The 24,857-nt window shown below is 67.9% G+C and carries 20 protein-coding genes and 2 pseudogenes; 16 read left to right on the top strand and 6 right to left on the bottom strand.

Features of this window, described 5'->3' with window-relative positions; all coding sequences use genetic code 11:
- Window positions 1–1,468: 1,468 nt before the first annotated feature.
- The 5 genes from WPS_RS14765 to WPS_RS14745 form a co-directional block, all read right to left on the bottom strand.
- Window positions 1,469–1,897 carry a hypothetical protein gene (locus WPS_RS14765; RefSeq protein WP_317995232.1) on the bottom strand — a complete coding sequence of 143 codons (429 nt, stop codon included), beginning with the start codon at window positions 1,895–1,897 and terminating at the stop codon, window positions 1,469–1,471.
- 84 nt (window positions 1,898–1,981) lie between these two features.
- A complete protein-coding gene (locus WPS_RS14760) occupies window positions 1,982–3,193 on the bottom strand; it encodes an aminotransferase-like domain-containing protein (protein WP_317995231.1) in 1,212 nt (403 codons plus the stop codon).
- Window positions 3,194–3,215: 22 nt separating this feature from the next.
- Window positions 3,216–4,058 (bottom strand): hypothetical protein, encoded by an 843-nt coding sequence (locus WPS_RS14755; RefSeq protein ID WP_317995230.1) that lies wholly within the window; start codon window positions 4,056–4,058, stop codon window positions 3,216–3,218.
- A complete protein-coding gene (locus WPS_RS14750; protein ID WP_317995229.1) occupies window positions 4,055–4,594 on the bottom strand; it encodes an anti-sigma factor family protein in 540 nt (179 codons plus the stop codon). The genes WPS_RS14755 and WPS_RS14750 overlap by 4 nt, the downstream gene beginning before the upstream one ends.
- Entirely contained in the window at window positions 4,575–5,234 is a 660-nt protein-coding gene (locus tag WPS_RS14745) for an RNA polymerase sigma factor (protein ID WP_317995228.1), read from the bottom strand. The genes WPS_RS14750 and WPS_RS14745 overlap by 20 nt, the downstream gene beginning before the upstream one ends.
- 88 nt (window positions 5,235–5,322) lie before the next feature.
- Between WPS_RS14745 and rfbB the strand changes: the two genes are divergently transcribed.
- Genes rfbB through WPS_RS14725 form a run of 4 tightly spaced genes read left to right on the top strand, consistent with a single transcriptional unit; the run spans window position 5,323 to window position 9,000 of the window.
- Window positions 5,323–6,333 carry a dTDP-glucose 4,6-dehydratase gene (gene rfbB / locus WPS_RS14740; protein ID WP_317995227.1) on the top strand — a complete coding sequence of 337 codons (1,011 nt, stop codon included), beginning with the start codon at window positions 5,323–5,325 and terminating at the stop codon, window positions 6,331–6,333.
- 8 nt (window positions 6,334–6,341) lie between these two features.
- On the top strand, window positions 6,342–7,079 hold the full coding sequence (locus WPS_RS14735) for a sugar phosphate nucleotidyltransferase (RefSeq protein ID WP_317995226.1): 738 nt from the start codon (window positions 6,342–6,344) through the stop codon (window positions 7,077–7,079).
- Window positions 7,076–7,963 carry a dTDP-4-dehydrorhamnose reductase gene (gene rfbD, locus WPS_RS14730; RefSeq protein ID WP_317995225.1) on the top strand — a complete coding sequence of 296 codons (888 nt, stop codon included), beginning with the start codon at window positions 7,076–7,078 and terminating at the stop codon, window positions 7,961–7,963. Before WPS_RS14735 ends, rfbD begins: the two co-directional genes overlap by 4 nt.
- A gap of 5 nt (window positions 7,964–7,968) precedes the next feature.
- Window positions 7,969–9,000, top strand: a complete 1,032-nt coding sequence (locus tag WPS_RS14725) for an NAD-dependent epimerase/dehydratase family protein (protein ID WP_317995224.1) — start codon at window positions 7,969–7,971, stop codon at window positions 8,998–9,000.
- Here WPS_RS14725 and WPS_RS14720 read toward each other — a convergent pair.
- Window positions 8,997–10,043 carry a hypothetical protein gene (locus WPS_RS14720; RefSeq protein ID WP_317995223.1) on the bottom strand — a complete coding sequence of 349 codons (1,047 nt, stop codon included), beginning with the start codon at window positions 10,041–10,043 and terminating at the stop codon, window positions 8,997–8,999. The two genes, WPS_RS14725 and WPS_RS14720, sit on opposite strands and share 4 nt — an antisense overlap.
- Before the next feature lie 259 nt (window positions 10,044–10,302).
- On the opposite strand from WPS_RS14720, the gene kamD reads away from it, so the two are divergent.
- The 12 genes and pseudogenes from kamD (at window position 10,303) to WPS_RS14665 (ending at window position 24,842) form a co-directional block, all read left to right on the top strand.
- Entirely contained in the window at window positions 10,303–11,847 is a 1,545-nt protein-coding gene (kamD, locus tag WPS_RS14715) for a lysine 5,6-aminomutase subunit alpha (RefSeq protein ID WP_317995222.1), read from the top strand.
- Window positions 11,844–12,578 carry a lysine 5,6-aminomutase subunit beta gene (gene kamE / locus WPS_RS14710; protein ID WP_317995221.1) on the top strand — a complete coding sequence of 245 codons (735 nt, stop codon included), beginning with the start codon at window positions 11,844–11,846 and terminating at the stop codon, window positions 12,576–12,578. The genes kamD and kamE overlap by 4 nt, the downstream gene beginning before the upstream one ends.
- Complete coding sequence (gene dacB, locus WPS_RS14705) at window positions 12,575–14,125, top strand: D-alanyl-D-alanine carboxypeptidase/D-alanyl-D-alanine endopeptidase (protein WP_317995220.1); 1,551 nt, start codon at window positions 12,575–12,577, stop codon at window positions 14,123–14,125. Before kamE ends, dacB begins: the two co-directional genes overlap by 4 nt.
- Window positions 14,125–15,120, top strand: a complete 996-nt coding sequence (locus WPS_RS14700) for an SIS domain-containing protein (RefSeq protein ID WP_317995219.1) — start codon at window positions 14,125–14,127, stop codon at window positions 15,118–15,120. The genes dacB and WPS_RS14700 overlap by 1 nt, the downstream gene beginning before the upstream one ends.
- A gap of 182 nt (window positions 15,121–15,302) precedes the next feature.
- Complete coding sequence (locus tag WPS_RS14695; protein ID WP_317995218.1) at window positions 15,303–18,056, top strand: TonB-dependent receptor; 2,754 nt, start codon at window positions 15,303–15,305, stop codon at window positions 18,054–18,056.
- A 32-nt stretch (window positions 18,057–18,088) separates the two neighbouring features.
- Complete coding sequence (locus WPS_RS14690) at window positions 18,089–19,591, top strand: phage tail protein (protein ID WP_317995217.1); 1,503 nt, start codon at window positions 18,089–18,091, stop codon at window positions 19,589–19,591.
- A gap of 47 nt (window positions 19,592–19,638) precedes the next feature.
- Window positions 19,639–20,310, top strand: a complete 672-nt coding sequence (locus tag WPS_RS14685; RefSeq protein WP_317995216.1) for a PilZ domain-containing protein — start codon at window positions 19,639–19,641, stop codon at window positions 20,308–20,310.
- A gap of 5 nt (window positions 20,311–20,315) precedes the next feature.
- A pseudogene (locus tag WPS_RS18285) lies at window positions 20,316–20,849 on the top strand (GDP-mannose 4,6-dehydratase); the annotation flags it as partial.
- Window positions 20,850–21,866: 1,017 nt separating this feature from the next.
- Window positions 21,867–22,337, top strand: a pseudogene (locus WPS_RS18280) (GDP-mannose 4,6-dehydratase); the annotation flags it as partial.
- Window positions 22,338–22,349: 12 nt separating this feature from the next.
- Window positions 22,350–23,294, top strand: a complete 945-nt coding sequence (locus tag WPS_RS14675) for a GDP-mannose 4,6-dehydratase (RefSeq protein WP_317995214.1) — start codon at window positions 22,350–22,352, stop codon at window positions 23,292–23,294.
- Between the two features lie 4 nt (window positions 23,295–23,298).
- Entirely contained in the window at window positions 23,299–23,904 is a 606-nt protein-coding gene (locus tag WPS_RS14670; RefSeq protein ID WP_317995213.1) for a methyltransferase family protein, read from the top strand.
- A complete protein-coding gene (locus WPS_RS14665) occupies window positions 23,901–24,842 on the top strand; it encodes a cation diffusion facilitator family transporter (RefSeq protein WP_317995212.1) in 942 nt (313 codons plus the stop codon). Before WPS_RS14670 ends, WPS_RS14665 begins: the two co-directional genes overlap by 4 nt.
- The last annotated feature ends 15 nt before the right edge of the window (window positions 24,843–24,857 follow it).

Below are 24,857 nucleotides of genomic sequence, written 5' to 3'. Positions count from 1 at the left end.
GGCTCCATGCGCGGAGCGCGTGGTGCTCTCATCCGTCGGTTTCTGCGCCGTTTCGAAACCGAACAAGGTCGAGTCGTTGTAATCTGGGCTCTCACGGCGGTCGTGTTGATATGCCGGTGCCCAAGTACGGTCTTACACGCACAGTTCTGGGCGGAAGACGCGCTGGTCTACTTCCACGATCGTCTGCTGATCGGGTCCTTCGCGACCTTGGCTTTGCCCCACTTGGGATACCTCGTCCTGCTGCAGCGCTGCATCGCTGATATCGCGGCCGCTTTCCCTACGGCTCTGCAGCCGACGATCTACAGCGTCGTTGCGTTTGCGCTCGCCGCGGGATCGCTTGCGCCATTTGCCTTGAGGCCGTTCCGTTATATTATTCGATCCGACGCAGCACGCGTGACAGCAGTCGTTCTCGTTGCGAGCGCGACCTCCGCATACGAACTACTCGGCAACGTCACGAACGTGCAGTGGTATCTAGCAATAGGCGGTATTCTACTGATCGCGCTCCCCGCCCGAAACGTCGCACGGATGAACGCGGCGCGACGCCTGAGCCTCTGCGTGCTCGGTGCCGTGCTCTGCTGGAGTTCCCCGGAAATGCTGGTCGCCGCCCCGATTCTTCTCTGGCAGCTCGTCAAGCGGAGGGGGCGAGCGTCGATCGCAATTACCATGCTTGGCGCACTGCTCGTCGAGACGATTGTGCTCTTCGTGGGCTCGCGGATGTTCGGCGCGGAGGCACTGGGAGCGTCGCCTTCCAGCAACACGGGTACCGTTGCAGCGTCGTTCGGGATCGTTCCCGCCACCTTGATCGCCTATGCGTATCGCTCCGTCCTTACACTCACCCTCGGCGGAGAAACAGTAAAGTCGATCTCCGCACTGGGCCTCGTCACGCCGCCGCTCGTTGCCGTCGCGTCGGCGCTCTCCGTCGGAGCGGCACTTTTCGCAAACGGGACCAGGATGCAGCGCAGAGTTCTCATCGTCGGAGCGTACTTAATCGTCTCGTCTATCGCGGTGGCGCTTGCCGCCAGAAACCTCTCCGGCGACTACGAACGTCTTACACGCATTCCTGGATGGGGCGGTGAGCGATACTTTTTCGCTGCTGAATGCATCACAATCGTGCTCTGCGTAATGTTTTCGGAACGGGTCGGTTCCGGGCGAAAGCGATTGAAGCCGGTCGCATCGGCGTTGCCGATTCTCGTGTTCGCCGCCGGATTGTTCCTCAACTACCGCGTCCCGCCGCTCGCGGATTTGCACTGGCAGGCGTACGCGCCCGCGATCGACGCTTGGCGCGCTGCGTATACAAGAGGTGATGCTCGCGCCCTCAGCGTTCCGGTCAATCCGGGCGGCCCGTGGTTTCTCGATCTTCCGGCCAACCGAGCACGCCTACAGGGGGATGGTCGACACCGCAGCGCGCTCGCGATGGACCAGCGCACCAACGTGCGGGCGTCTGCCCGTCGCGCAGTGCCCCGCGTGGTTAGAACGTCTTCACTCTCGCCAGTCCGCTGCCGCGGAAGATCTCCGTCACTTTGTCGATGGTATCCGGCTTCGCGAAATACGCAACGACGCTGCGGCCCGCTTGCAGCGCGTCGATGTAGTTGTCGACCTGGTCGTCCGGAATCTCCAAGTCGCCGAGCCGGTCGCCGAGCTTCTCGTTGCGGAAGTAGTGCGTGCCGTACCCGCCGGCCGTCGGCACACCGCTGGTCACCCCGGGGACGCCGGTGCCCTGCCCGCCGCCCGTCATCAGTCCGGGGTTCATCAAACCGCTGCGGGACGCGGAGCCCTGCGTCGAATCATCGGGACCGATCAGCTGAATCGGATCGAGCGTAAGCCCGGCCGCTTTCAGTGCCGCTTCGACGGCGCTGATGTCGCCGTTTTGGGAGATGCCGGTCACGACCAGACCCACGGAGTACCTCTCGAATCGGTGCGGATGAGTTGAACGAAGGCGCGATGTTCGCGGCGTTCGCGTACGCGCCTTTTTGCGGCTGCGCTAACCGCCCAGGTGGCGGATCGCGGTCGCCAATCGCGCGATCCCTTCGTCGATCCGCGGCTCCGGCATCGCGGAGAAGTTGAGCCGCATCCCGTCGCCGCGATCGCGGTGCGGATAGAACGGCCGGCCCGGGACGAACACGACCCCGTCGCGCACCGCATGCTCGAACAGTTCTTCGGTATCGATCCCGGCGCCGACCGTCACCCACAAGAACATCCCGCCGCCCGGCACGTTCCAGCGGACGTGCGCCGGCATCTGCGCCGCGAGCGCGGCGACCATCGCATCGCGCCGCGCACGATACGTCGCACGCACGGTGTTGAGATGACCGCGCAGTCGGGCCTCGTCTTCGACGTACGCGTGGAATACGTACTGCGCGTAGGTGCTCGAGTGCAGGTCGGCGCCTTGCTTCGCGGTGACGATCTTCTCGCGCAGCGTGCGATCCGGAATCACCATCCACGCGACGCGCAGTCCGGGCGCGACCATCTTCGATCCGGTGCCCAAGTACGTCACGGCGCCGTTCGCGGCGTGCGAGAGCAGGGCCGGCGGCGCGTGCTGTTCGAAGGCGATCTCGCCGTAGGGATCGTCCTCGAGGATCGGCACGCCGTAACGCGCGCAAATCGCGACGATCTCGGGACGGCGCTCCGCTGCCAGCGTTCGCCCTGTGGGGTTCTCATAGTTCGCGACCAGATACAGGAACTTCGGCAGCGGGTCGGCGTTCGCGAACGCGCGCTCGAGCGCCGCCGGGACGATCCCGTTCTCGTCGGACTCCGCCGGAAGATACGCCGGCTCGAACGCGTCGAACGCCTGAATCGCGCCGAGGTACGAGGGGTTCTCCAGCGCGACGATGTCGCCGGCGTCGAGGAAGACGCGGCCGTAGAGATCGAGCCCTTGCTGCGAGCCGCCGGTGATCACGACGTCGTCGGCGTCGACCGCGACCCCGTGCTGGGCCCTCATCCGCGCCGCCACCCACTCCCGCAGTTCGGTGACGCCGTCGGTCACCGAGTACTGCAGCGCGCTCGCGCCGCGGGTCCGCATCACCCGGTCCTGCGCAGCAGAGATCTCCGCGACCGGAAACAGTTCGGCGGCGGGCAGGCCGCCGCCGAACGAGATGACGTCCGGATTCTGTGTGACCTTGAGCATCTCGCGAATCGTCGAGGGCTTGAGCCGCTCGCACCGCCGCGCGAGACGCTGGGGCTTCACCAGGATGTCCATCAGGACGTTCCTGTTCCCGGGATCAGCGCCACCCCTGCATCGGCGGGCCGCCGATCGGCGCCCGGCGGACCGCGCCGTCGAGCTCGGTCGAGCGGACGAAGGTAAGGATCGCCGCCCCCAACCCCACCAGCCACACCAGCGCGGTGACCACCCAGCCGACGATCGGCACGATCTCGGCCGCGGAAACCACCACCAGGCCCAGGATCAGCGCGACCAGCGGCGAGGGCGTCGTGGTCGGCATCACCAGCTCCGCCAGCCGGCGCCCCACGACCAGCGCGATTGCCCCCTGCCCGATCCACAGCCCGGCGAAGATCGCGGCGACCTCGAGCACGATCAGCGGGATCCCGATGATGCTGATGGCCAGCAGAATCGTCACCGGCAGGATCAGCACCGCGGCGACCGCTCCGGCGAGCGCGGCGAGCGCGGGATGGCGTTCGACGCGGGCGAGCGCGACGCGCATCCGCAGCGGGAAAAGCAGGAAGACGAGAACGACGACCGCGCTCGAGGCGAGATTCCCAACGAGCCGGCGATCTTGTTCCGCGATCACCGAGATCCCGGCCGGGACGAATGCGCGCACGACGTCGTTGGTCACGCTGTAGTTGTGACCGTCGACCTCGCCGCCCTCGGCGAGCGTGCAGCTGCCGAACAGCGCGACGCAGTCGCCGCGGACGCGGCCGTAGACGGTCGCGTCGCCGAAGACGACGTTGAGGTTGCCGTCGACGGTCTCGCCCTGTTCGACCGTGTAATCGGTAAACAGCCGCGTGACGTCGCCGTCGTGGCCGCGCGCGTCCGCCGGCGTCGCGCCGAACGCGCCTGCGAGGGCGAAGAAGAACGCGAAGAGCGCGACGAGGCGAAGACGGATCACGAACGGATCCGCTCGACCAGACGCGGCCGCACGACGGTGAAGCCGACGACCAGTGCGAACGCGATCGCGAGATCGACGACGACGGCCGTGCCGAGCAGCGCGCCCAACGCACCGACGTCGTCCGCGATGTGCAGGCCGGCATGCCCGACCGCGCCGAGCGTGCGCAGAACCTGCGCGGAGAGTCCGAACGCCGCATCCCCGAACGCGCGCACCGCGTCGGCCGCGAGCAGAAACGCCGCGCCGATCAGCAGCCACGCCGCGATGAGATACGACATGAGATAGGCGAAGACCGGAGCCGCCGAGACCTGCGGACGCGACGCGCTCCGCACGTCGGCCATCACCGCGAACGTGAAGTTCGCCGGCAGCTCGATTGCGCGCGGCGACGACAGCAGCGCATCGACCGCGCGCAGTTCTTCGAGCACGCCTTTGCAGCGGCCGCACGCGTTCAGGTGCGCGATCAGCCGCGCGCGCTGGGCGGGGACGAGCGTGTTGTCGAGGTAGCCCTCGAACAGGGCTTCAGACGAGCTGCAGCTCACCGAACCCCTCCTTCACCCGGAACGTCCGGGTCGCGCAGTTTCCCTGGGCCGCCGCTTCTCGCTCGCGCATCTTGTGCGCCAGCGCCAGCTTGCCGCGATGGATGAGCGTCTTCACGTTGCCGAGCGAGAGCCCCATCGTGGTCGCGATCGTCTGATAGTCCATGTTGTCGTAGAAGCGCAGCGAGAGCACCGTGCGCGTCCGTTCCGGGAGCTCCGCGAGCGCGGCGCGCACTTCAGCTTCGGCCTCGGCGCGCAGCACGCCGCCGGCCGGGTCGGCGTCACTCGACGCGTCGGGCAGGCTGTTCTCGAGGGTCTGCTCTTCGCCGAGCTCGGCGAGCGCGGGACGGCGCAGCGAGCGGCCGAGGAACGTGCGCACGACGTTGCGCGCGATATGATAGAGCCAGGTGGAGAAGCGGCCCAGATCGGGGTTGAACGTGCCGAGGTGCGCGTAGGCGCGCAGGAACGTCTCCTGCGTGAGGTCGGCGACGTCCGACGGCTGCCGGATCGAGGCGCCGATGAACGATGCGATCGAGCGCTTGTACCGCTCGACCAGCATAGCGAAGGCCTCGCGATCGCCGTCCAGGATGGCTTGGACCAGGCGTTCGTCGTGGAGCTCGGGGACCATCTGCTGCATGGCCATGTGCGTACTGCTACGTACCGCACCGCGCCCCGAAAGTTTCCGCCGTCGCGGGAGAGTGTTTCGGGCCGGTGGAACACGGCCGACCGAGATGACACACCGCTGGCTCGTCACGGGTGGGCTGGGCTTCATCGGCTCGGCGTTCGTCCGCAACGTCCTGCGCGAACGCCCCGCAATCGCCGTCACCGTCCTCGACGCGATGACCTACGCCGGGAATCCGGCCAACGTCGAAGAGGTCGCGGGCGACCCCCGTTACCGGTTCGTCCGCGGCGACATCGCCGACGCGGCGGCGGTCGAGGAAGCGATCGGCGACGGGGTGGACGCGATCGTCAACTTCGCGGCCGAGACGCACGTCGACCGGTCGATCCTCGATCCCGAAGCCTTCATCCGCACCGACGTGATGGGGACGCACGTCCTGCTCGAGGCGGTCCGCCGGCGCGGGATTCCCCGGTTTCTCCAGGTCTCGACGGACGAGGTCTACGGCCACGTCGCGGAAGGCGCCTCGCGCGAGCGGGATCCGATCCGGCCGCGCAGCCCGTACGCGGCCTCGAAGGCCGGCGGCGACCTCCAGGTGCTCGCGTACCACACCACCTACGGCACGCCGGTCCTGATCACGCGCGGGTCCAACACCTACGGCCCCTACCAATACCCGGAGAAACTGATCCCGCTGTTCGTCACCAATCTGATCGACGGCGAGCAGGTGCCCGTGTACGGTGACGGCCTGCAAGTGCGCGACTGGCTCCACGTCGACGATCATGCCCGCGGCATCGCGCACGTCCTCGAACACGGCGTCCCGGGCGAAGTCTACAACCTCGGCGGCGGCAACAGCCGCACCAACCTCGAGATCACGCGCCGGCTGCTCGAGCTCACCGGCCGCTCGTACGAGACGAGCGTTCGCCACGTCGCCGACCGCGAGGGACACGACCGCCGTTACGCGCTCGACGCGTCGAAGGCGCGCGCGCTCGGATGGACGCCGGCCGTTCCGTTCGAAACCGGTCTCGCGGAGACGGCGGCGTGGTATCGCTCGCGCGAGGCGTGGTGGCGGCCGATCAAGTCCGGTGACTTCCGTTCCTACTATCAGCGCCAGTACGCACACCGTTAGGAGTCCTCGTGAAAGGGATCATTCTCGCCGGCGGGCTCGGATCGCGATTGCGGCCGCTGACGAAAGTCACCAACAAGCATCTGCTTCCGATCTACGACAAGCCGATGATCTACTATCCGCTCGAAACGCTGTGCCGGGCGGGGATCGACGAGATCATGATCGTGACCGGCGGCAACAACGCCGGCGACTTTCTGCGTCTGCTCGGCAACGGCCGCGACTTCGGGCTGCCGCACATCGCGTACACGTACCAGGAAGGCGAAGGCGGGATCGCCGATGCGCTCAAGCTGTGCGAGCACTTCGCCGCGGGCGACCGCGTCGTCGTGGTTCTCGGCGACAACATCATCCAAGACGACATCACGCCGCACGTGCAGCGCTTCATCGAGCAGCCGTCGGGGTGCCGTCTGCTGCTGAAGGAAGTCGACGATCCGGAACGGTTCGGCGTGGCGAAGTTCGACGGCGACCGGATCGTGGGGATCGAGGAGAAGCCCGCGCATCCCAAGAGCCGTCATGCAGTGACCGGGATCTACATGTACGACGGCCGAGTGTTCGACTACGCGCGGGATCTCAAGCCGTCCAAGCGCGGCGAACTCGAGATCACCGACGTCAACAACGCCTACATCGCGGCCGGCGACTGCTATTACGACGAACTCTCGGGCTGGTGGACCGATGCGGGCCAGTTCGAGTCGCTCTACCGCGCGACGTGTCTGGTGGCCGAAGAGCGGATGAAGAAGCTGGCCCCTGCGTGATCGCACGCCGGATCGCGGTCGTCGGCGCGAGCGGACAGCTCGGATCGGCGCTGTGCGCGGCGCTCGCCGATCGTGACGTCGTCGCCCCGTCGCATGCCGAGCTTCCGTTCGAGGATGCGGACGCGCTCGCGGCGTTTCTCGACGACGTGCGACCCGACGCGCTGGTGAACTGCTCGGCGTTTCACAGCGTCGACGCGATCGAACGCGGTGAAACGGCGAAGGCGTTCGCGATCAACGCGATCGCCGTCGATGCTGCCGCCGCCGCGTGCGCGCAGCGGGGCGTCGCGTTTGCGACCGTCAGCACCGATTACGTCTTCGACGGCAACGCCGGCCGCGCGTACCGCGAGGACGATGCACCCAATCCGCTGACCGCGTACGGCGCATCGAAGCTTGCCGGCGAACAGCTGGTGCGACGGCACGGACCGCGCCATTACATCCTGCGGACGAGCGGTGTCTTCGGCACCGCGGGGACGTCGAACAAAGGCTACACGCTGATCGAAAAGGTCGTGCGGCAGGCCGAGCGCGGTGAGCCGACGCGGATGGTCGCCGACATGGTGTTCTCGCCGTCGTACGCGCCCGACATCGCCGTCGCGATCCGCAACCTGCTCGACGCGCAGGCGTTCGGCACGCACCACCTCACAAACGCCGGGCACTGCAGTTGGTTCGAGTTCGTCCAGGCCGCCTTCGCGCTCGCCGGGCTCGCCGACGCGCCGCTGGAGCCGACGACCTACGCGGCGATGGGCAACCCGACGCGCCGGCCGATGTACTCCGTCCTCGCGAACACGACGTTTGCTCCCGCGGGAATTCCCGCCGTTCGGCATTGGCGTGAGGCGCTGGGCGATTTCGTCGCCGGCCGGCGCGCACGATCGAACGTCCGGGCCTAGTCCCGATGCACGTTCTCGTCACCGGCGGCGGCGGCTACATCGGCCTGGAGCTCTGCCGTCAGTTGATCGAACGCGGCGATCGCGTCCGCGTCGTCGACCGGTTCTTCTTCGGCGACGCGCCGCTGCTCGAACTCGCCGAACGCTCGGGCGGCCGGCTCGAGGCGATCCTGGGCGACGTGCGCGCGATCGACGACGCGTGGTTCGAGGGGATCGAGGGTGTCTCGCACCTCGCCGGGCTCTCGAACGATCCCACCGCCGAGTACAACCCGGACGCGAACTGGCAGATGAACGCGATCGCGACGGAACGCCTCGGCGAAGCCTGCAAACGGCACGGGATCGCGCGCCTCGTGTTCGGTTCGTCGGCGTCGCTCTACGATGGGATCGGGCCGGGGATGTTCGACGAACGCACGGCGGTGCAGCCGCGCGGCGCGTACTCGATCTCGAAGAAGTACGGTGAGGACGCGCTGCTCGCGCTCGCCGGCGACGGCTTCGCGCCGACGATCCTGCGCCAGGGCACCGTGTACGGATGGTCGCCTCGGATGCGCTTCGATCTCGTCGTCAACACGTTCCTCAAAGACGCGGCCACCGTCGGCAAACTCTATCTGCACGGCGGCGGCTGGCAGTGGCGGCCGCTCGTCGACGTCGGCGACGTCGCGCGCGCGCACATCGTCTGCCTCACGGCACCGCTCGACGTCGTCGGCGGCGAGATCTTCAACGTGATGCAGGAGAACTATCAGGTGCGCCAGCTCGCGATGCTCGTCGCGGGATCGCTCTCGCTGCACGGCCGCCACGTGGCGCTCGAGGAAGCGCCGCTCCCGAAGCTCGTCCGCGACTATCGTATGACCAACCTCAAGATGACGCAGCGCCTGGGGTTCACGCCTGCAGTGACGGTGCTCGAGTCGATCGATGTGATGCTCGGAAAGCTCCCGCTCGACAACGTCGGCTGGCTGGCGAATCCGCGCTGGTACAATATCGCTTGGATGAGCGTGCTCGAAGAGGTGCACGCGTCCCAGCGCGCGTTCGCGTCGATCTACTAAGCGGTCGAATCCCCGCCCGCGCCCTCGCGCAGCGGGATGCGTTCCGTGCCGCGCGGCGTGCGGAGCAAATCGTCGAATCGGCGGAAGAGTCGCTGTGCGGTCAGCGCGCCGGTCGATGCCGGCGACGACCCGGACGCCGCGGTTCGCAGATCGACGCCCCATGTGCGGGCCAGAGCCGCGTTGGATTCGGCGAAGCGCCGCTCCAGGCGGCGCCGCTCCGCGGTCGTCAGCGGCGCGAAGGTGTACCCCGTCACCCTGAGCTCGTCGAAGGGCAGCGTCGATGTCGGCCCTTCGATGTACTCCGGGTGACGGGAGAGATCGTTGTCGATCATGCGTTTCGCGACGCATGCGAAGTCGTCACGCGAGTTGAGCGCGACGTCGCGCAGCTGCGCCGCCTCGGCGAGCGCCGCTGCGCCGGGCGCGACGAGGTCGAGGAAATCCTCGATCACCGCCCCGCGCCGCCGATCGTAGCGCCGCACGGCGACGTTCTCGGCGCCGAACGTCGCGGCGAAGTCGGAGGCGATCCGATCGTACGTGAACGTGAACGTCTCCGTGCATCCGTAGACGTTCGCGCGGAACGCGCCCGCGACGGTGATCCCCTCGAGGAACGCGCTGAACGTGCCGGCATGCCGGTGCTTCGTCATCTCGGCGAACAGCGATTCGACATAGTCCGCCTGCGGCCGCACGTAGAGGAGAACGACGGGCGTGTAGCCGAGCGCGCGGATCGCGTCGCGCAAGTGCGCCAAATGCTGCGGGCTGGCGTGCAGGTATTCGAAGGCCTCGGAACTCAGGCAGATGCGCTCAGCAGCTGCGTTGCGGATCTCCTCGCAGAGATCGTCGAGGGTCCCGAGCGCGAGGTCGAATCGCTCGTCGCCCAGCATCTCGAAGACGATGTTGTGATGGCCTGCGTGATAGACGGCGGCCGACGGATAGAGCACGCCTTCGCGGCGCAGCGTCTCTGCCAGCGTCCGCATCGTCACCTGGATAGCGGTCGTCCCGGTCTTGTGCGTGCCGATGTGGATGAAACACGGACGCGACGGCAACGTCGGCAGTTTCGGTCTTGAAATGCTGCACCCCGCACGCATGAACGCTAGTGCTGGTCCGCGGTGCTCCACTCCCTGCATATCGGTGCGCGCGGCGCCGAATCTCTCGGAGTCCTCATCTTCTGTGGGGAACGACACCCTGCACCGCCGATGCTGACGGAGGGCGGCTTGTTCGGGGATTTCCGCGCCGCACTGCGCTTCCCCAAACATTTCGCTGGCGGAACCGCCGTTCCCGGCCCGGAACCTTTCGCATCGACCCATGAGACTGCGGATCGATCAGGACGCCGTCGCCCGCGCGCGGCGGCTTGCCGGCGCGATCGTCGACCCGATCGCGGAGTTCATCGCCGGTCACTCGACGCTCAGCGTCGAGCGCGCCGTCGTGCGCCTGTGCGGCGTCGACGGCGTCGACGGCGACGGGATCCCGCTGCCCAACCGGCTCGTCGACGCCCTCGCCGCGCGCGAGCTCGGAGCCGCGCGTACCCTCGGCGCCGCGGTCGCTGAGAGCGGCCGCACGCCGCGGCAGATCGCCGACGCGGTCGTCGCCGGGGAAGCGTTGCCCGATCCACGCGGCACGCCGGAGTCCGCGGCGCGCGCCGCGCTGCGCCCCTACGTCGATGCCGGACTCGCCCGGATCGACGGCAACCGCGCCGCGCGCGACGCGATGCTCGCCCGGCTGCCGCAGGGGGAGCCGCCGCTGCTCTACGTGATCGTCGCGAGCGGCAACATCTACGAAGACCGCACCGCCGCCGTCGCCGCCGCCGAAGCCGGCGCGCAGATCGTCGCGGTGATCCGGTCGACCGCGCAGTCGCTGCTCGACTACGTTCCCTACGGCGCGACCACCGAAGGCTTCGGCGGTACGTACGCGACGCAGGAGAACTTCCGCATCATGCGCGCGGCGCTCGACGAGACGTCGGAACGCCTGGGCCGCTACGTGATGCTCACCAACTACGCCAGCGGTCTGTGCATGCCGGAGATCGCGACGACCGCCGCGCTCGAGCGGCTCAACATGCTGCTCAACGACTCGATGTACGGGATACTGTTCCGCGACATCAACATGCAGCGTACCTTCGTCGACCAGCACTTCTCGCGCCAGCTCAACGCGCGCAGCGGGATCATCATCAACACCGGCGAGGACAACTACCTCACCACCGCCGACGCCGTCGAGCAAGCGCCCGCGGTGCTCGCATCGCAGTTCGTGAACGAAGCGTTCGCGCATCGCGCCGGCCTCCCGGACCGTCAGATCGGTCTCGGCGACGCCTACGAGATCGATCCCGACCTCAAGGATGGTTTTCTGTTCCAGCTCGCGCAGGCCCAGCTCGCGCGCCAGATCTTCCCGGACGCGCCGCTCAAGTACATGCCGCCCACAAAGCACATGACGGGGAACATCTTCAAAGGTCATCTGATCGACGCGATGTTCAACCTGACGTCGGTGATGACGCACCAGACCGTGCATCTGTGCGGGATGCTCACCGAAGCGATCCACACGCCGTTCCTCGGAGACCGCGCGCTCTCGCTCGAGAACGCGCGCTACATCATGACCACCGCGCGCAGTTTCGGCGACGAGATCGAGGTGAAGCCGGACGGGATCATCGAGCGCCGCGCGCAGGACGTCCTCGCCGGCGCGGTGCGGCTGCTCGACGTCGTCGCGGAGCGCGGGCTGATGCGCGCGATCGAAGACGGCACGTTTGCGGACGTGAAGCGGCCGCGCGACGGCGGCCGCGGGTACGACGGCGTCTTCGCCAAGGATCCGGCGTACTGGAACCCGTTCGCCGACGCGCTCGCCGGCGAGGCGGTCGCACCGTGAGCGTGGTGAAGCCGTACGGCGACACGCTCGACGACGGCGCCGTCCAGCTCTCGTTCACCCTGCCCGTCGCATGGAGCGAAGCCGCCGACGAAGCCGCCCGGCAGCTCGTCGCGAAGATGGGGTTCACCGACGTCGCCGTCGTCGAAGGCCGCGCCGTCGCGGCGAACTTCTCGTTCTTCGTCGTCTACGCGCGCACGCCGGTCGCGATCGACGTCTCGACGATCCAGGCGCCGGCGGCGTCGCGCGACGCCCTCGACATGGAGGCCGTCGACGCGCTGATCGCCGCGCGGATCGGCCGCAAGGTGAGGGTCGCCGGCGCCTGCATCGGGACCGACGCGCATACGGTCGGGATCGACGCCATCCTCAATATGAAGGGCTACAAGGGCGACTACGGCCTCGAGCGGTATCACGGCTTCGACGTGTACAACCTCGGGAGCCAGATCGCGGTCGAGGATCTCGTCCGCTTTGCCAAAGAACGCGAAGTCGACGCGATCCTGGCCTCGCAGGTCGTCACCCAAAAGGGGAGCGACATCGCCAACTTCACCGCCCTCTCCGAGCTGCTCGAAGCGGAGAACCTGCGCGAGCGCATCCTGCTGATCGCGGGCGGCCCGCGCGTGACGAACTTGCTCGCCGCCGAGCTCGGCTACGACGCGGGCTTCGGTCGCGGAACGCTGCCCAGCGAGGTGGCGACGTTCATCGCGCGCCGGATGGCGGAGCGCGTCCCGGCGTGACGCCTGCGCGAGCCCTCTTCATCGCGGGCGCGCTCATCGCGTGCGCCGCGCCCGCGCTTGCCGCTGACCGGTCCGCGGGCGCGAACGTCCCGAAGCCCTCATCTTCGGGCGCGCCGTGGAGCGACGGCCAGATCAGCGCTGTGCATACCAACGTCGATCTCGCGCTCGCGCGCGCGGCGTCGCTGCAGCGCGCGCACATCGGGATGTACGCGATCGACGCGCACGACGGCCGCGTGATTTATGAGCGCAACCAGGACGAGGCGTTCCAGCCGGCGTCGACGTTCAAGCTCGTTGTCGGCAACGCGGCGCTCGACAAGCTCGGGCCGGCGTTTCACTTCACGACGCAGGCCTACGTCAGCGATCCCGTCGTCGACGGTGCGCTGCAGGGCCCGCTGCACTTGCGCGGCAACGGCGACGTGCTGCTCGACGATCGCGTGCTCGCATCGCTGCCGGATGCTCTTCGCACCGCCGGCATCGCGTCCGTGCGCGGCGTCGTCCCCGACCCCGAACCGTTTCCCGCGTATCTCCCGGGCTGGTCGTGGGACGACTTCCCGTGGTACTACGCTGCGCCGGTCACGGCGCTCGGCTTCAACGACAATGCGATCGGCGTGACGATCGCACCCGGCGCGACCGTCGGCGCGCCCGCAGTCGTCTCGGTGACGCCATGGGGAAGCGCGTGCGTCGCTCCCGGGCCGTGCGCAAGCGAACAGGGTTTCACGATCTGGAACGATGCGACTACGTCGGCCGCAGGCGGCGCACGCACCGTCGACGCCGAACTCCGGCGCGGTGAGCCGCTCGGCAACGTGCATCTCATCGGCGCGATCCCGCTCGGCAGCACGAGCGAGAACTTCTCGCTCGCCGCGCCCGAACCGCAGCGGTATGCAGCCGCGGCGGCGGCGCGCGCGCTGCGCGCCGGCGGGATTACCGTGAACGCGGCGCCGGTCGCTCCGGCCGCGGTGCAGGCGAGTGCACCGATCGCCGCGATCGCTGCGCCGCAGCGCGTCGTGTGGTCGCACGACTCGGAACCGCTCTCCGATCTGCTGTTCGACCTGTGGCTGCCGAGCGACAACATCCTCGCCGAAGAGCTGCTGCGTTCGGTCGCGGCGACCGCCGACAAGCCGTATCCCGGCACCGCCGCGGGGATCGCCGCCGAACAGGGATGGCTACGCGGTCTCGGCGCAAACCTCGCGACGATCACGATCGAAGACGGCAGCGGTCTCTCGACCTACGACCGCATCGCGCCGCGCGACCTCGTCACGATCCTCAAGCACGAGTGGGACTCGCCGCAGCGCGACGTGGTGCTCGACGATCTGCCGATCGCGGGCTCGCGCGGGACGCTCAAGTCCGAGTATACCGACCCCGCGATCGTCGGCCGGGTCTTTGCGAAGAGCGGCTCGGTTTCGCACGTGCGCTGCTTGGCGGGCTACATCGCCACGCGCACGCACGGCACGGTGATCTTCGCGCTGCAGATCGATGACTGGGTCGGCGAGTTCGCGGAACTGCAGCGCGCGCGCGAGCGCGTGCTGGCCGAGATCGCGGCGCTCTGATGCTCGGCGCCCACTTCGAGGCGGAGATCCGCGAACAGCCCGACGTGTGGCGCCGCATCGCCGCCTCGGATCAGGCGCAGCGCTTCGCCGCCGCCGTCGCCGGACGCGACGTCCTGTTCCTGGGCAGCGGGAGTTCGCTCTTCGTCGGGATGCTCGGCGCGCTCGCGTTTCGGCGTCGGGGGATGCGCGCGTACGCGCTCGCCGCGACGGAAGCACGCTTCGATCGCAACGCGTACCAGGACGCCTGCGTCGTCGCGCTCTCGCAGAGCGGCCGTTCGGCGGATCTGCTCGAAGCGATCGATCTTCTCGCGCCCTCGCGGCTGGTCGCGCTTACCAACGACGCGTCGTCGCCGCTGGCACTGCGCGCCGAGATCGTCATCGACGCGCTCGCCGGGCCCGAGATCGCCGTCCCCGCCAGCAAGAGCGTCACCTCGATGGCCGCGATCCTGCTGTGGGCGGCGGCGCTGACCGGCGGCAAACGCAACCGGACCGCCGAGACGCTGCAGGAGACCGCCGAGGACGTGCGCGCGTGGCTCGACGGCGCGGGCGTCGACGACGTCGTCGACGCCGCACGGCGGATCGCACGCCGGCGCAGCGTCGCGGTGGTGGCGGCCGGCTACGGCGTTCCGGTTGCGTACGAGCTCGCGCTGAAGATCAAAGAGGCAAGCTACGTGCACGCCGAGGGCTTCGCCGCCGGCGAGTTCCGGCACGGAAGCTCGGCGATGCTCGACGCATCGGGCGTGATCATCGGGATCGTCGACGAGGCGTCGCGGGACATCGTCCACCGCCCGCTCGCGGAGGCCGCCGAGGCCGAGGCGGCGCGTTACGTGATCGGCGCGCGCAGCGGCGAGATTCCGCTCCTCGGCCCGGCGACCGGCGAAGCGTTCAACTCGCTGGCCTGGCTGGTGGCGGGCCAATTCCTCGCGCTGAGCCTGGGCCGGGCCAACTACGTGGAATCCGACTCGCCGCGCGGCCTCGCCAAGTGGGTGCATTAACGCACGGTGAAGGATCGGTGCGCGCCGTCACTAAGTACACCGCCAGCGGCACGCGCCGGACGGCGTCGGTCGCTTTTCTATTGACGGGCTGCGGACGGATGCCGGGTCGCTAACGAGCGCCGGTTGATGCCGGCCCGTCCCGCTGAAACGATGGTGACATGATCTCACGACGATGGCTACCAATGCTTTCGGTGCTGGCGCTGTTCGTCGCGATGCTCGGAGGCATCGCGCGCGGCGGCACGACGGGCTCGATCTCCGGCACGATCGTCGACGCCGCGACGAAAAAGCCCCTGAGCGGGGCGACCGTCACGGCGACGGCTCCGAGCGGCCGGGCGACATCGACCACCGACGGAGCGGGATTCTTCAACATCTACAATCTTGCGCCCGACACGTACACCATCTCGATCGCCCTGAACGGCTACGAGCAGTTCGTGGTCGCCGGCGTTACGGTCGTACAGGACCAGAACGTACGGGTCGATCAGGCGCTGGTGAAGTCGCTCAGGGAGATCGGGCGTACGTCTGCGCGCGGCGCGTCGAACCTCGTGCAGCCGACGCAGACCGCCGACGTCTACAACGTCAGTTCAAAGCAGCTCGCCGCCGTCTCGGGCGCGGGCGGTTACCGTACGTTGTACGACGTCATTCAGACGTCGCCGGGCGTGACCTCGACGGGTTACGCCGGTCGCCCGCGCATCCGCGGCTCCGATGTGGGCGACGTCGCGTGGGAGTATGACGGCATACCGATCAACGACCGCCTCACCGGGCTGTTCACCACCAACCTCTCGACGGTCGGCACGGGCAATCTCGAGGTCTACACCGGCGGCTTCAACGCGCAGTACGGCAACGCCGGCGTCGGCGTCATCAATTCCGTTGTGAAGCGTGGTTCATCCCCGTCGTTCGGGGCGATTACCTATGGTTTTGCGACCGAACCGGCCGTCGACCACATCGCGCAGTTCGAATACGGCAACGCCACCAAGGACGGCCGCTGGTCGTGGTACATTGCGGGGATTCGCGGCACCACGGACAACCAGTTCGCGAACGGTTATAGCGGCTTCTCGAATCGCTGCGCAGCGAATCTCTCCGACTGCGATCCCGCGACCATCACCAACAACGACGCGGTGGTGAACGTGCATTGGCGTCCCAACGCGCGTGACGACATCCAGTTCCTCACCCAGACAGGCAACGAAAAATTGCCGTGGTCCAAGGCGATGCCCTCGACGGCCGTGGGCGTGACGCTCTGCAACGGCGTCGTCGTACAGCCGGGGACGCGCAAGATCATCAATCCCGGCGTCAGTGCTTCCGGGCAGCCCTGCGTCGACTCGACCGGTCCGACCGGCCTGCAGTATACCGCGCAGAACCTGCAAAACGCGAACGTCTGGTACCACTATTCGAACCTCGGCAAGATTCAGTGGAATCACGTGTTCAGCGAGAAGCTCTTCGCGACGTTCCGCATCGCCGAAAATTTCAACCAGTACATTTTCTACCAGCCCGTCGACAACGCGAACTTCGACGGGTCGCTCAAGCCGGGCACGCCGTGGGATTCCACCAAGAGCCTCGGCAATCAGGACGAGTACTCGGACCGGCGCTCGCACATCTACATCGGCGCGCTCGATCTGCAGTACACGCCCAACGCGCATTCGACGTGGTACGGCGGCGCGTCGTACGAGCGTGACACCAGCGCCGAACACTACTACGATTTCTGCGGCTGCGACGACGCCGGCTCCGGCTCGGCGTTCAACGTCGATGGGAGCTGGCCCAACCTCTTCCTCGCCGTCGATTACCCGCTGACGCTCCCGTCGGCGTACCTCGGGACGAAGCAGACCTTCGGACGTGCAACGCTCGAGCCGTCCATCCGTTACGACAGCGAGACCTACCATATCCCCAACAAGGCCGACCCCGCGGCGTACGCGCGGGGGCCATATACGGTCTCCTCGCTCAGCCCGCGGTTCGGCGCTGCGTGGGCATTCAACAGCTCGACGGTGCTGCGCGGCTCCTACGGCATCACCACCTCGTTCGTGCCTGCCGCCTACGTGTTCAACAATTCGCCCAACGGCATTACGGAGCAAGACGGCCGTATCAACTCCGTCTACTATCCGGGCGCCGAAACCAAGCCGCAGATCAACCACTCGGCGGACTTGGCTCTCTCGCACTCGCTTCCCAACGGCGTCGACTCGTGGCGCATCGCTCCGTTCTACCACAAGTCGAACAACAAGCTCGCGCTCGAGCGGACGTATGTCGTCAACGCGGACGGCTCCGTCACGGCGAAGGGCCCGACGCTGTTCAAAGCCGGAATCGTGAATCAGGCGACGGGCGCCGAATTCGGCTGGAACCATGTCGTCCGCGGTGACGGGCTTTCGTGGTATCTCGCCGGGACGTTCGTGAATTACTGGGGCTCGATCAGCGCCGGGACGCTCGCCGGCGGTACGCCGTACGGACGACCGATCGACATCACGTCGTACGCGAAGAACGCCCTCGTGCGCAACTCTTCGCAGCCGCCGGTTTCGGTCTCGTGGACGGGCGACTACAACTACAGCCACCTCCACATCGCGCCGTTCTTCAACTACCAAGTCGGCGCGCCGTACAACGTGCTGGGCAACCAATGCATGGACCCCTCGAAAACCGCGGCAAAGTGCCCGGCCGGGATGCTCGACACGCAGGTCCATTTCGCGCGCCCCAACACGTGGGCGTCGTTGGATACTCGCTTCGACATCCTCAAGCGCGGCACCAGCGTCACTTCGATCGGGCTGAACATCCGCAACCTGTTCCAGAACCAGTACGCGGACGTGTATCCGGTCGTGAACGGGAGCTATCCCAAAGGGCCGAGCTCGAGCGACCTCGTCGCGTACGGCCCCGACGCCAACTTGCCGAACACGCTGTACTACTACTCGCCCGATCAGGCGCGTCGCGAGTTCATCTTCTACCTCACGACGAAGTTCTGATCGCCGTCCCTGCATAGGAACCGACGACCGCCGTGCGAACGGCGGTCGTCGTGTTTTTCATCATGCTGGCCGCAGCGTTGGCGTGGCCCACGCCGTGGCCGACGCCTGCGCCCGCGCCGTCGCCGGTCGTGCAATGGTACGGGAATCCCGGCAGGTCATATGCGCTCTCGGTGCGGCCGCTCGGCGTGACTCCCGACGGTGACGCGCGCGCGTTCGTCGCGATCGCGTTTCGCGACGCGAGCGGTGCGCCGGCGAAGCCGCGTCACGGCACGGATTTCGACTACGCGCCCAGCCGCGGCAGCGATCAGTGGCAGACGCGCTTGCGCTTCGACGGGCCGGGGACGATCGTCTCCGTGCGCGACGAGGGACGGGTGACCGTGCGCGTGCGCGCGAACCGTCCGGCGGGCCTTGGAACGCAGACGATCGCCTTCGACACGCGGACGTGGACGATGCCGCGCGTCGTGGCGGGCGCCGTCGGTCCGCATCTGGTGCGGATCGGCTGGTTTCCGCGCGTCACGCGCGGTGCGGTACGGATCGAACGGGTCGACGCAGCGGGCGTGCGCCGCGGGCTCGCGACCGTCGCCGCGCCCGCCTCGACCTGGACCGACGACGGCGTCGTGCCGGGAACGACGGTGCGCTACGACGTCGTGCGGCCCGGACGCGGACGCGCGCGCGTGACGGTCACCGTGCCGCCGGAACTTCCGCGCAGCGACGCGACGACGGTGCGCGGCAAGGGCGCCTGGCTCGCGTTCTCCGGCGATCCGCTCGATCCAGACGCCTATCGAGACCTCGATCCCGACCTCATCGCGCAGACCGCGAAGCGCGCCGGACTGCGCTACGTCGAACTGCGGCTCGCGTACGGCGCCTTCGACGAAGTCACGCCCGAAGCAAAGGCGACCGTCGACGCGCTCATCGACAAACTGTCCGATAGCGGGATCGCCGTGCTCGGCTGGACAGTGCCGCGCGCCGTCACTTACGAGGACCTCGCGCGCAACAGCGCTGTCGCTGCGTACCGCACGCCGCGCGGCACCACGCTCGCCGGCCTCGCCGTCGACGTCGAACGCGGCGACGAGTTTCTCGGCGACGGAGCGCCGGGCTTCACCGCGCTCTCGACGTACCTGCACGAACTGCGGAGAGCCGTCGGGCGCGGCGTACTGCTCGTCGCTACGGTCGAGGATCCGTTTCTCGAACGGCTCGACGCGCGACGCTTCCCGTACGCGGCGATCGCGCGCGACGCCGATGTCCTTCAGCCGATGACGTATTGGCGCATGCTGGGCCCGTGGGATTCGGTCGAGAAGGCGCGCACCGCCGTCGCTGGCTCGATCGCCGCCGTCCGGCGGCTCGCGGGCCGCGATCTGCCGATCAACGTCGGCGCGCAGACGACATCGCTGTCGAAGCGGGGTGCGCCGCCCGGCCCCGAACTCGCGGCCGCGATCGCCGAGGCGCGCGCGCAGGGTGCGCTCGGGGTGACGCTCTACGATTGGGGCGGCACGTGGCCGGCGCAGTGGGACGCGGTCGCAGGAGAGGCCTGGTAAGCAAGCGGGGACTTCCGCGCGCCGGTTCGCTATCGTACGGGAAGTCCATGCTCCCGGAGCTCCTGGCGTGGTTCAGCGGCAAAGAGCAGAACCGGCGCAAGTTTCCCCGCAAGCGCAAACCGTACCGCGCGACGTATAGCGACGACAATAATGCCGCGCGCCCTGCGATCGGCCTCGACATCAGCGGCGGCGGTCTCTGCATCCTCACTCAGGAGCCGATACCGCGCGACGAGTGCGAGGTGCGCGCGGAGATCGATCAGCGTCCCGTTTGGCTGCGCGTGAAGACGGTCTGGCAGGACAACGTGCAGCATCAAGGCCGCAAGGTGTGGCGCTACGGGATGCGCTTCACCGGGATTCCGGCGGACGATTGGGACGCGATCGTCCGCTATTCGACCGACAAGCCGGTCGCGGAGACGAACAAAGCGCAGGAAGAGCTCACCGCGGTCCGGATGACCCCCGACGACACGGCGCGCCTGCTGCCGAAAGAACTGCAGACGCGTCTGCTGCAGATGCTCGTCGAACGCCGGCGGCTTGCGCCGCTCGATGCGCGCGTCACGCCGCTGGTGCAGTATTTCTACTCGGGGATCGTGCGCCACAACGATCGCCTGGTGCACCGGCTGGTGATTCAATCGAAAGTGGTCGGCATGGAACGTGACGAGCTGTACGAGTCGCGCTTCGTGTTCGACGAGAATGGTGGGAACGTTCAAATCTTGAACTGATCCGGGTGGCCGAAAAGACTGCGCTGATCACCGGCGTCACCGGACAGGACGGTTCGTATCTCGCCGAGTTGCTGCTCGCGCACGGCTATCGCGTCGTCGGGATGACGCGCCGCACGTCGACCGACGTGCACGAACGGATCGGACACCTCGGCGATCGCGTCGAGATCGTCTCGGGCGACCTGCTCGATCAGAGTTCGATCACCTCGATCGTCGCCGACATCCGTCCCGACGAGATCTACAACCTCGCCGCGCAGTCGTTCGTGCCGACGTCGTGGCATCAACCCGTCCTCACCGGCGAGTTCACCGCGCTCGGCGTCACGCGCGTGCTCGAAGCGATCCGCTCCGTCGACAAGGGCATCCGTTTCTACCAAGCCTCGAGTTCCGAGATGTTCGGCAAGGTGCGGGAAGTTCCGCAGAACGAGGACACGCCGTTCTATCCGCGCTCGCCGTACGGCGTCGCGAAGGTCTACGGCCACTGGATCACCGTCAATTATCGCGAGTCGTACGACATCTTCGCCTGCAGCGGAATTCTCTTCAACCACGAATCGCTGCCGGGGAATACGCCGGTCATCGTCCGGGAAGACTGCGTCGTCGACGTCCGTCCCATCGGCGAGATCCTGCGCGTGCGCGAAAAGGGTCCCAACGTGCAGCGGTTCGACGTCAAACCCGGGCTCGAAATCTGGGACGGCGCGGAGTTCGTGCAGGTGCTGGGCGGGACGGCATACCGCCATCGTCCGGCCGTCGACAACAAAGGGGTCGCGCGGCTCGAGGCGCGCTGCGGCTCGGTGACGACCACCGCGGACCACGTGATCTTTGCAGCGGACGGCGAGCGGCCGGCGCGCACGCTCGTCGCGGGCAATCGCCTCCAGCGCGCAGCGCTTCCCGATCCGCCGGCGATGACATCGTGCTCGGTCGAGACGGCATGGATGTTCGGAATGTTCGTCGGCGACGGTTCGGCCTTTTCCACGGACGGGCGCGTTGGCGGGAAGTTCACGAACTCCGATCCCCAGCTCCGTCGTGTCTTCGCGGAACTATGGAAGCGCGTCACGTGCGGTAATGTTCGCTACACGGCGACGTCGTCCGGTTTCGTTCCGAACCGGACGGTCGGCGCGCTCGCATTGAACGGCGCGCCAACGTATCTGCAGTGGCTCCGCGAAGAGTGCTACACGGAAACGGGCTACAAACGCGTTCCTCGCATCGTCCTCAACGGAAGTGTCGAAGTCTGGCGCGCTTTCCTTGCCGGCTACAATCAGACCGACGGCTTGAAAGCAGGCAACGGCAAATATCCCTACAAGAACTTCAAGACGAACTCTCCGGTCCTCGCCATGGGGCTGTGGTGGATGGCGAAGCACGCGCTCGAACAGGACACGGTGCTCAACGTCGACGTCGGACCGCCGGAGCGTCCCGGGCCGTTCTACTCGATCAATCTGCGTTCGCCGAATGCCGGCGCGGGGAGAGCGCACTTGCGGCGCGATCTTGCCGAAATCAAGCGCGTCGTTCCCGATCCGAACTATCAGGGCTGGCTCTACGACTTCACGACGACCACCGGACGTTTTCACGCCGGCGTCGGGGAGTGCATCGTGCACAACTCTCCGCGTCGCGGAAAAGAGTTCGTCACGCGCAAGATCAGCGACGGCGTCGCGCGGATCAAGCTCGGGATTGCGAGCGAGCTGCGGCTGGGCAACCTCGACGCGCAGCGCGATTGGGGATACGCGGAAGACTACGTGCGCGCAATGTGGATGATGCTGCAGCAGGACGTCGCTGACGATTACGTGATCGCGACAGGACGAACGCACGCGGTGCGCGAGTTCGTGCGGCTGGCGTTCGATGCCGTCGATCTCGACTACGAACGCTACACCGTCGTCGATCCGCGGTTCTACCGGCCCGCCGAAGTCGATCTGCTGGTCGGTGATCCGTCCAAAGCGAGACGCGTTCTCGGCTGGACACCCGAGGTGTCGTTCGAGGAACTCGTGCGGCGGATGGTCGAGGCCGACCTGGACCGCTTGCGCCCGTTCGTAGCGACGTAGCAGGCGAGCGCGATGCGCGTGCTGGTCACCGGATCCGGAGGCTTCGTCGGCACGCATCTGGTGGCGCTGCTCGAGGCGCGCGGCCACGAAGTCGTGCGGGCCGATCATCGCGGCGGCGACGACGTGCTGGCGCTCGACGTGCGCGATCCGCTCGCGGTCCGCGGCGCGGTCGAGCTCGCGCAGCCCGAAGCAATTGCGCACCTCGCCGCGCAGGCGTTCGTTCCCGCGTCGCTCGAGGATCCCGCCGCGACGTTCGACGTCAACGCGACGGGGACGCTGCATCTCCTCGACGCGGCGCGCGCGCTCGCCGCCGACACCGGGATCGCGCCGCGCGTCCTGGTCGTCGGGAGCGCCGACGTGTACGGCGTTCAGCCGCCTGACGCGTTCCCGCTGCGCGAGACCGCACCGCTCGCCCCGCGCAGTCCGTACGCCGCGAGCAAAGTCGCGGCCGAGGCGCTGGCGATCGCCTTTGCGCGCTCGTTCGGCGTCGACGCGGTCGCAACGCGCGCGTTCAACCACATCGGCCCCGGGCAGGACGAGCGCTTCGCCGTCGCCGCATTCGCGGCGCAGATCGCGCGAGTCGCCGCCTGCGGCGATCCGCGCGTACTGGTCGGCAACCTCGAATCGATCCGTGATTTCCTCGACGTGCGCGACGTCTGCGAGGCGTACGCGCTGCTGCTCGAAGGCGCGGGTGCGGCGGGCGAGGTCTACAACGTCGCGAGCGGGAGCGGGATCGCGATGCGCGAGGTCCTGCGACGCCTGATCGACCTGGCGCGGGTCGGCGTCGAGGTGCGCGAGGACCCAGCGCGAATGCGCCCGGCGGACGTCCCGGTCAGCATCGGCGACGCGGCGAAACTGCGCGCGGCGACGGGCTGGACGCCCCGCATCCCCCTGACGGCGGCGCTGCGCGCCGTCTACGACGACGCGCGAACGCGCGCCGCCGCTTCCGCAAGGTGACCCGGTGAACGACGACTCGTCCCAAGCCCAGGATCTTCGCTCCCTCGTGTTCGCGCAGCGCGGTACGCTGCTCGCGCTTCCGGCGGTCGTGCTGGCGGCGCTCGGGAAGCCGAGCGCGTTCTCGATCGCGACGGGCTTGCCGCTCGCGTTCACCGGCGAGGCGATTCGGATGTGGGCCGTCGGCTACAGCGGCGTGACGACGCGCAGCGATCGCGTCATCGCGCCGAAGCTCGTCACCGCAGGCCCGTACGCGTACGTCCGCAATCCGCTCTACGTCGGCAACTTCCTCACCGCGGCGGGCTTCGCGTTCGCGTTCACGGGCAAGAACGGCGCGCTGCCGCGCGCGCTGCTCGTCGCCGGTTCGCTCGCGGCGATGCTCGGCGTCTACGCGACGATCGTCCCGCACGAAGAAGCGTACCTCCGGCGCACGTTCGGCGAAGAATTCGACGAGTACACCCGCCGCGTGCCGCCGGTGTTTCCCTTGGTGGAACCCGCGGAGCCGCAGCAGGGGTCGTACGATCCCGAAGTGATCGCCGCAGCGGAGTCCCGCACGTTCCTCACCTTCGGCGCGATGCTCGCCGTCTTGGCGGTCAAAGCCCTGCGCTCGTGAACGCCCACCAGCACGCCGACGCGCACGATAACGGTCACGCGCACGGCACGTCGACGTTCCGGCTGAAGATCGCGCTCGGCGCGACCGCCGCGATCGCCGTGCTGGAGCTCGCCGGCGGGATCGCCGCCGGATCGCTGGCGCTGCTCTCCGACGCCGCCCACGTCACGATGGACGTCGTCGCGCTGGGGATCGCGCTCGCCGCCGCCGTGCAGTCGAAGCGCCCCGCGACGCACCGCCAGACCTACGGTTTCGCACGGTACGAGATTCTCGCCGCGCTCGCCAACGGGGGTTTGCTCACCGCGGTTACGATCCTCATCGTCATCGAGGCGGTGAAGCGTCTGATCCATCCGGAGCTTCCGGCCGGCGGACTGATGGCCGCGGTCGCCGCGATCGGGCTGGCGGTGAACGTCTCGGTCGGCGTGATGCTGGTGCGCGGCAGTCACGGGAACCTCAATGTGCGCGCGGCACTGCTGCACGTCGCCGGCGACGCGCTCGGTGCGATCGCCGTGATCGTCGGCGCCGGCGTCATCTTGCTCACCGGCGCGGCGTGGATCGACGCCGCGATGTCGATCCTCATCTCGGGGATCATCGTCGCCGGCATCGTTGCGATCGTGCGCGAAGCGACCGACGTGCTACTGGAGAGCGCGCCCGGTCACGCCGAGGTGCCGGCGGTGCGCACCCGCATTTGCGACGTCGACGGCGTCGTCGACGTGCACGATCTGCACGTGTGGACGATCGGCTCCGGATCGCACGCGCTCTCCGCGCACGTCGTCCTCGACGACCGCAAGCTGAGCGAAGCGACGCTCGTGCTGCGCACGATCGACACCGCGATGCGCGACGACTTCGACATCACCCACGTCACGGTGCAGTTCGAATGCGAGAGCTGCGACCCCGATACCACGATCGTCTGCACCCAAACCCCAACCCTGTCGCGCTGAGCCCCGTGACGCGGG

Source organism: Vulcanimicrobium alpinum (assembly GCF_027923555.1).
GTDB classification, from domain to species: domain Bacteria; phylum Vulcanimicrobiota; class Vulcanimicrobiia; order Vulcanimicrobiales; family Vulcanimicrobiaceae; genus Vulcanimicrobium; species Vulcanimicrobium alpinum.
Note: the sequence above shows the minus strand (reverse complement) of the source record. Positions and strands in the feature narration are given on the sequence as shown.

Bases quoted from the DNA above. Each gene is read 5' to 3' on its own strand.
- WPS_RS14760 (WP_317995231.1), bottom strand. From the start codon at position 3,193: ATGGACATCCTGGTGAAGCCCCAGCGTCTCGCGCGGCGGTGCGAGCGG.
- WPS_RS14745 (WP_317995228.1), bottom strand. From the start codon at position 5,234: ATGGCCATGCAGCAGATGGTCCCCGAGCTCCACGACGAACGCCTGGTC.
- rfbB (WP_317995227.1), top strand. From the start codon at position 5,323: ATGACACACCGCTGGCTCGTCACGGGTGGGCTGGGCTTCATCGGCTCG.
- WPS_RS14725 (WP_317995224.1), top strand. From the start codon at position 7,969: ATGCACGTTCTCGTCACCGGCGGCGGCGGCTACATCGGCCTGGAGCTC.
- kamD (WP_317995222.1), top strand. From the start codon at position 10,303: ATGAGACTGCGGATCGATCAGGACGCCGTCGCCCGCGCGCGGCGGCTT.
- WPS_RS14700 (WP_317995219.1), top strand. From the start codon at position 14,125: ATGCTCGGCGCCCACTTCGAGGCGGAGATCCGCGAACAGCCCGACGTG.
- WPS_RS14695 (WP_317995218.1), top strand. From the start codon at position 15,303: ATGCTTTCGGTGCTGGCGCTGTTCGTCGCGATGCTCGGAGGCATCGCG.
- WPS_RS14685 (WP_317995216.1), top strand. From the start codon at position 19,639: ATGCTCCCGGAGCTCCTGGCGTGGTTCAGCGGCAAAGAGCAGAACCGG.
- WPS_RS14675 (WP_317995214.1), top strand. From the start codon at position 22,350: ATGCGCGTGCTGGTCACCGGATCCGGAGGCTTCGTCGGCACGCATCTG.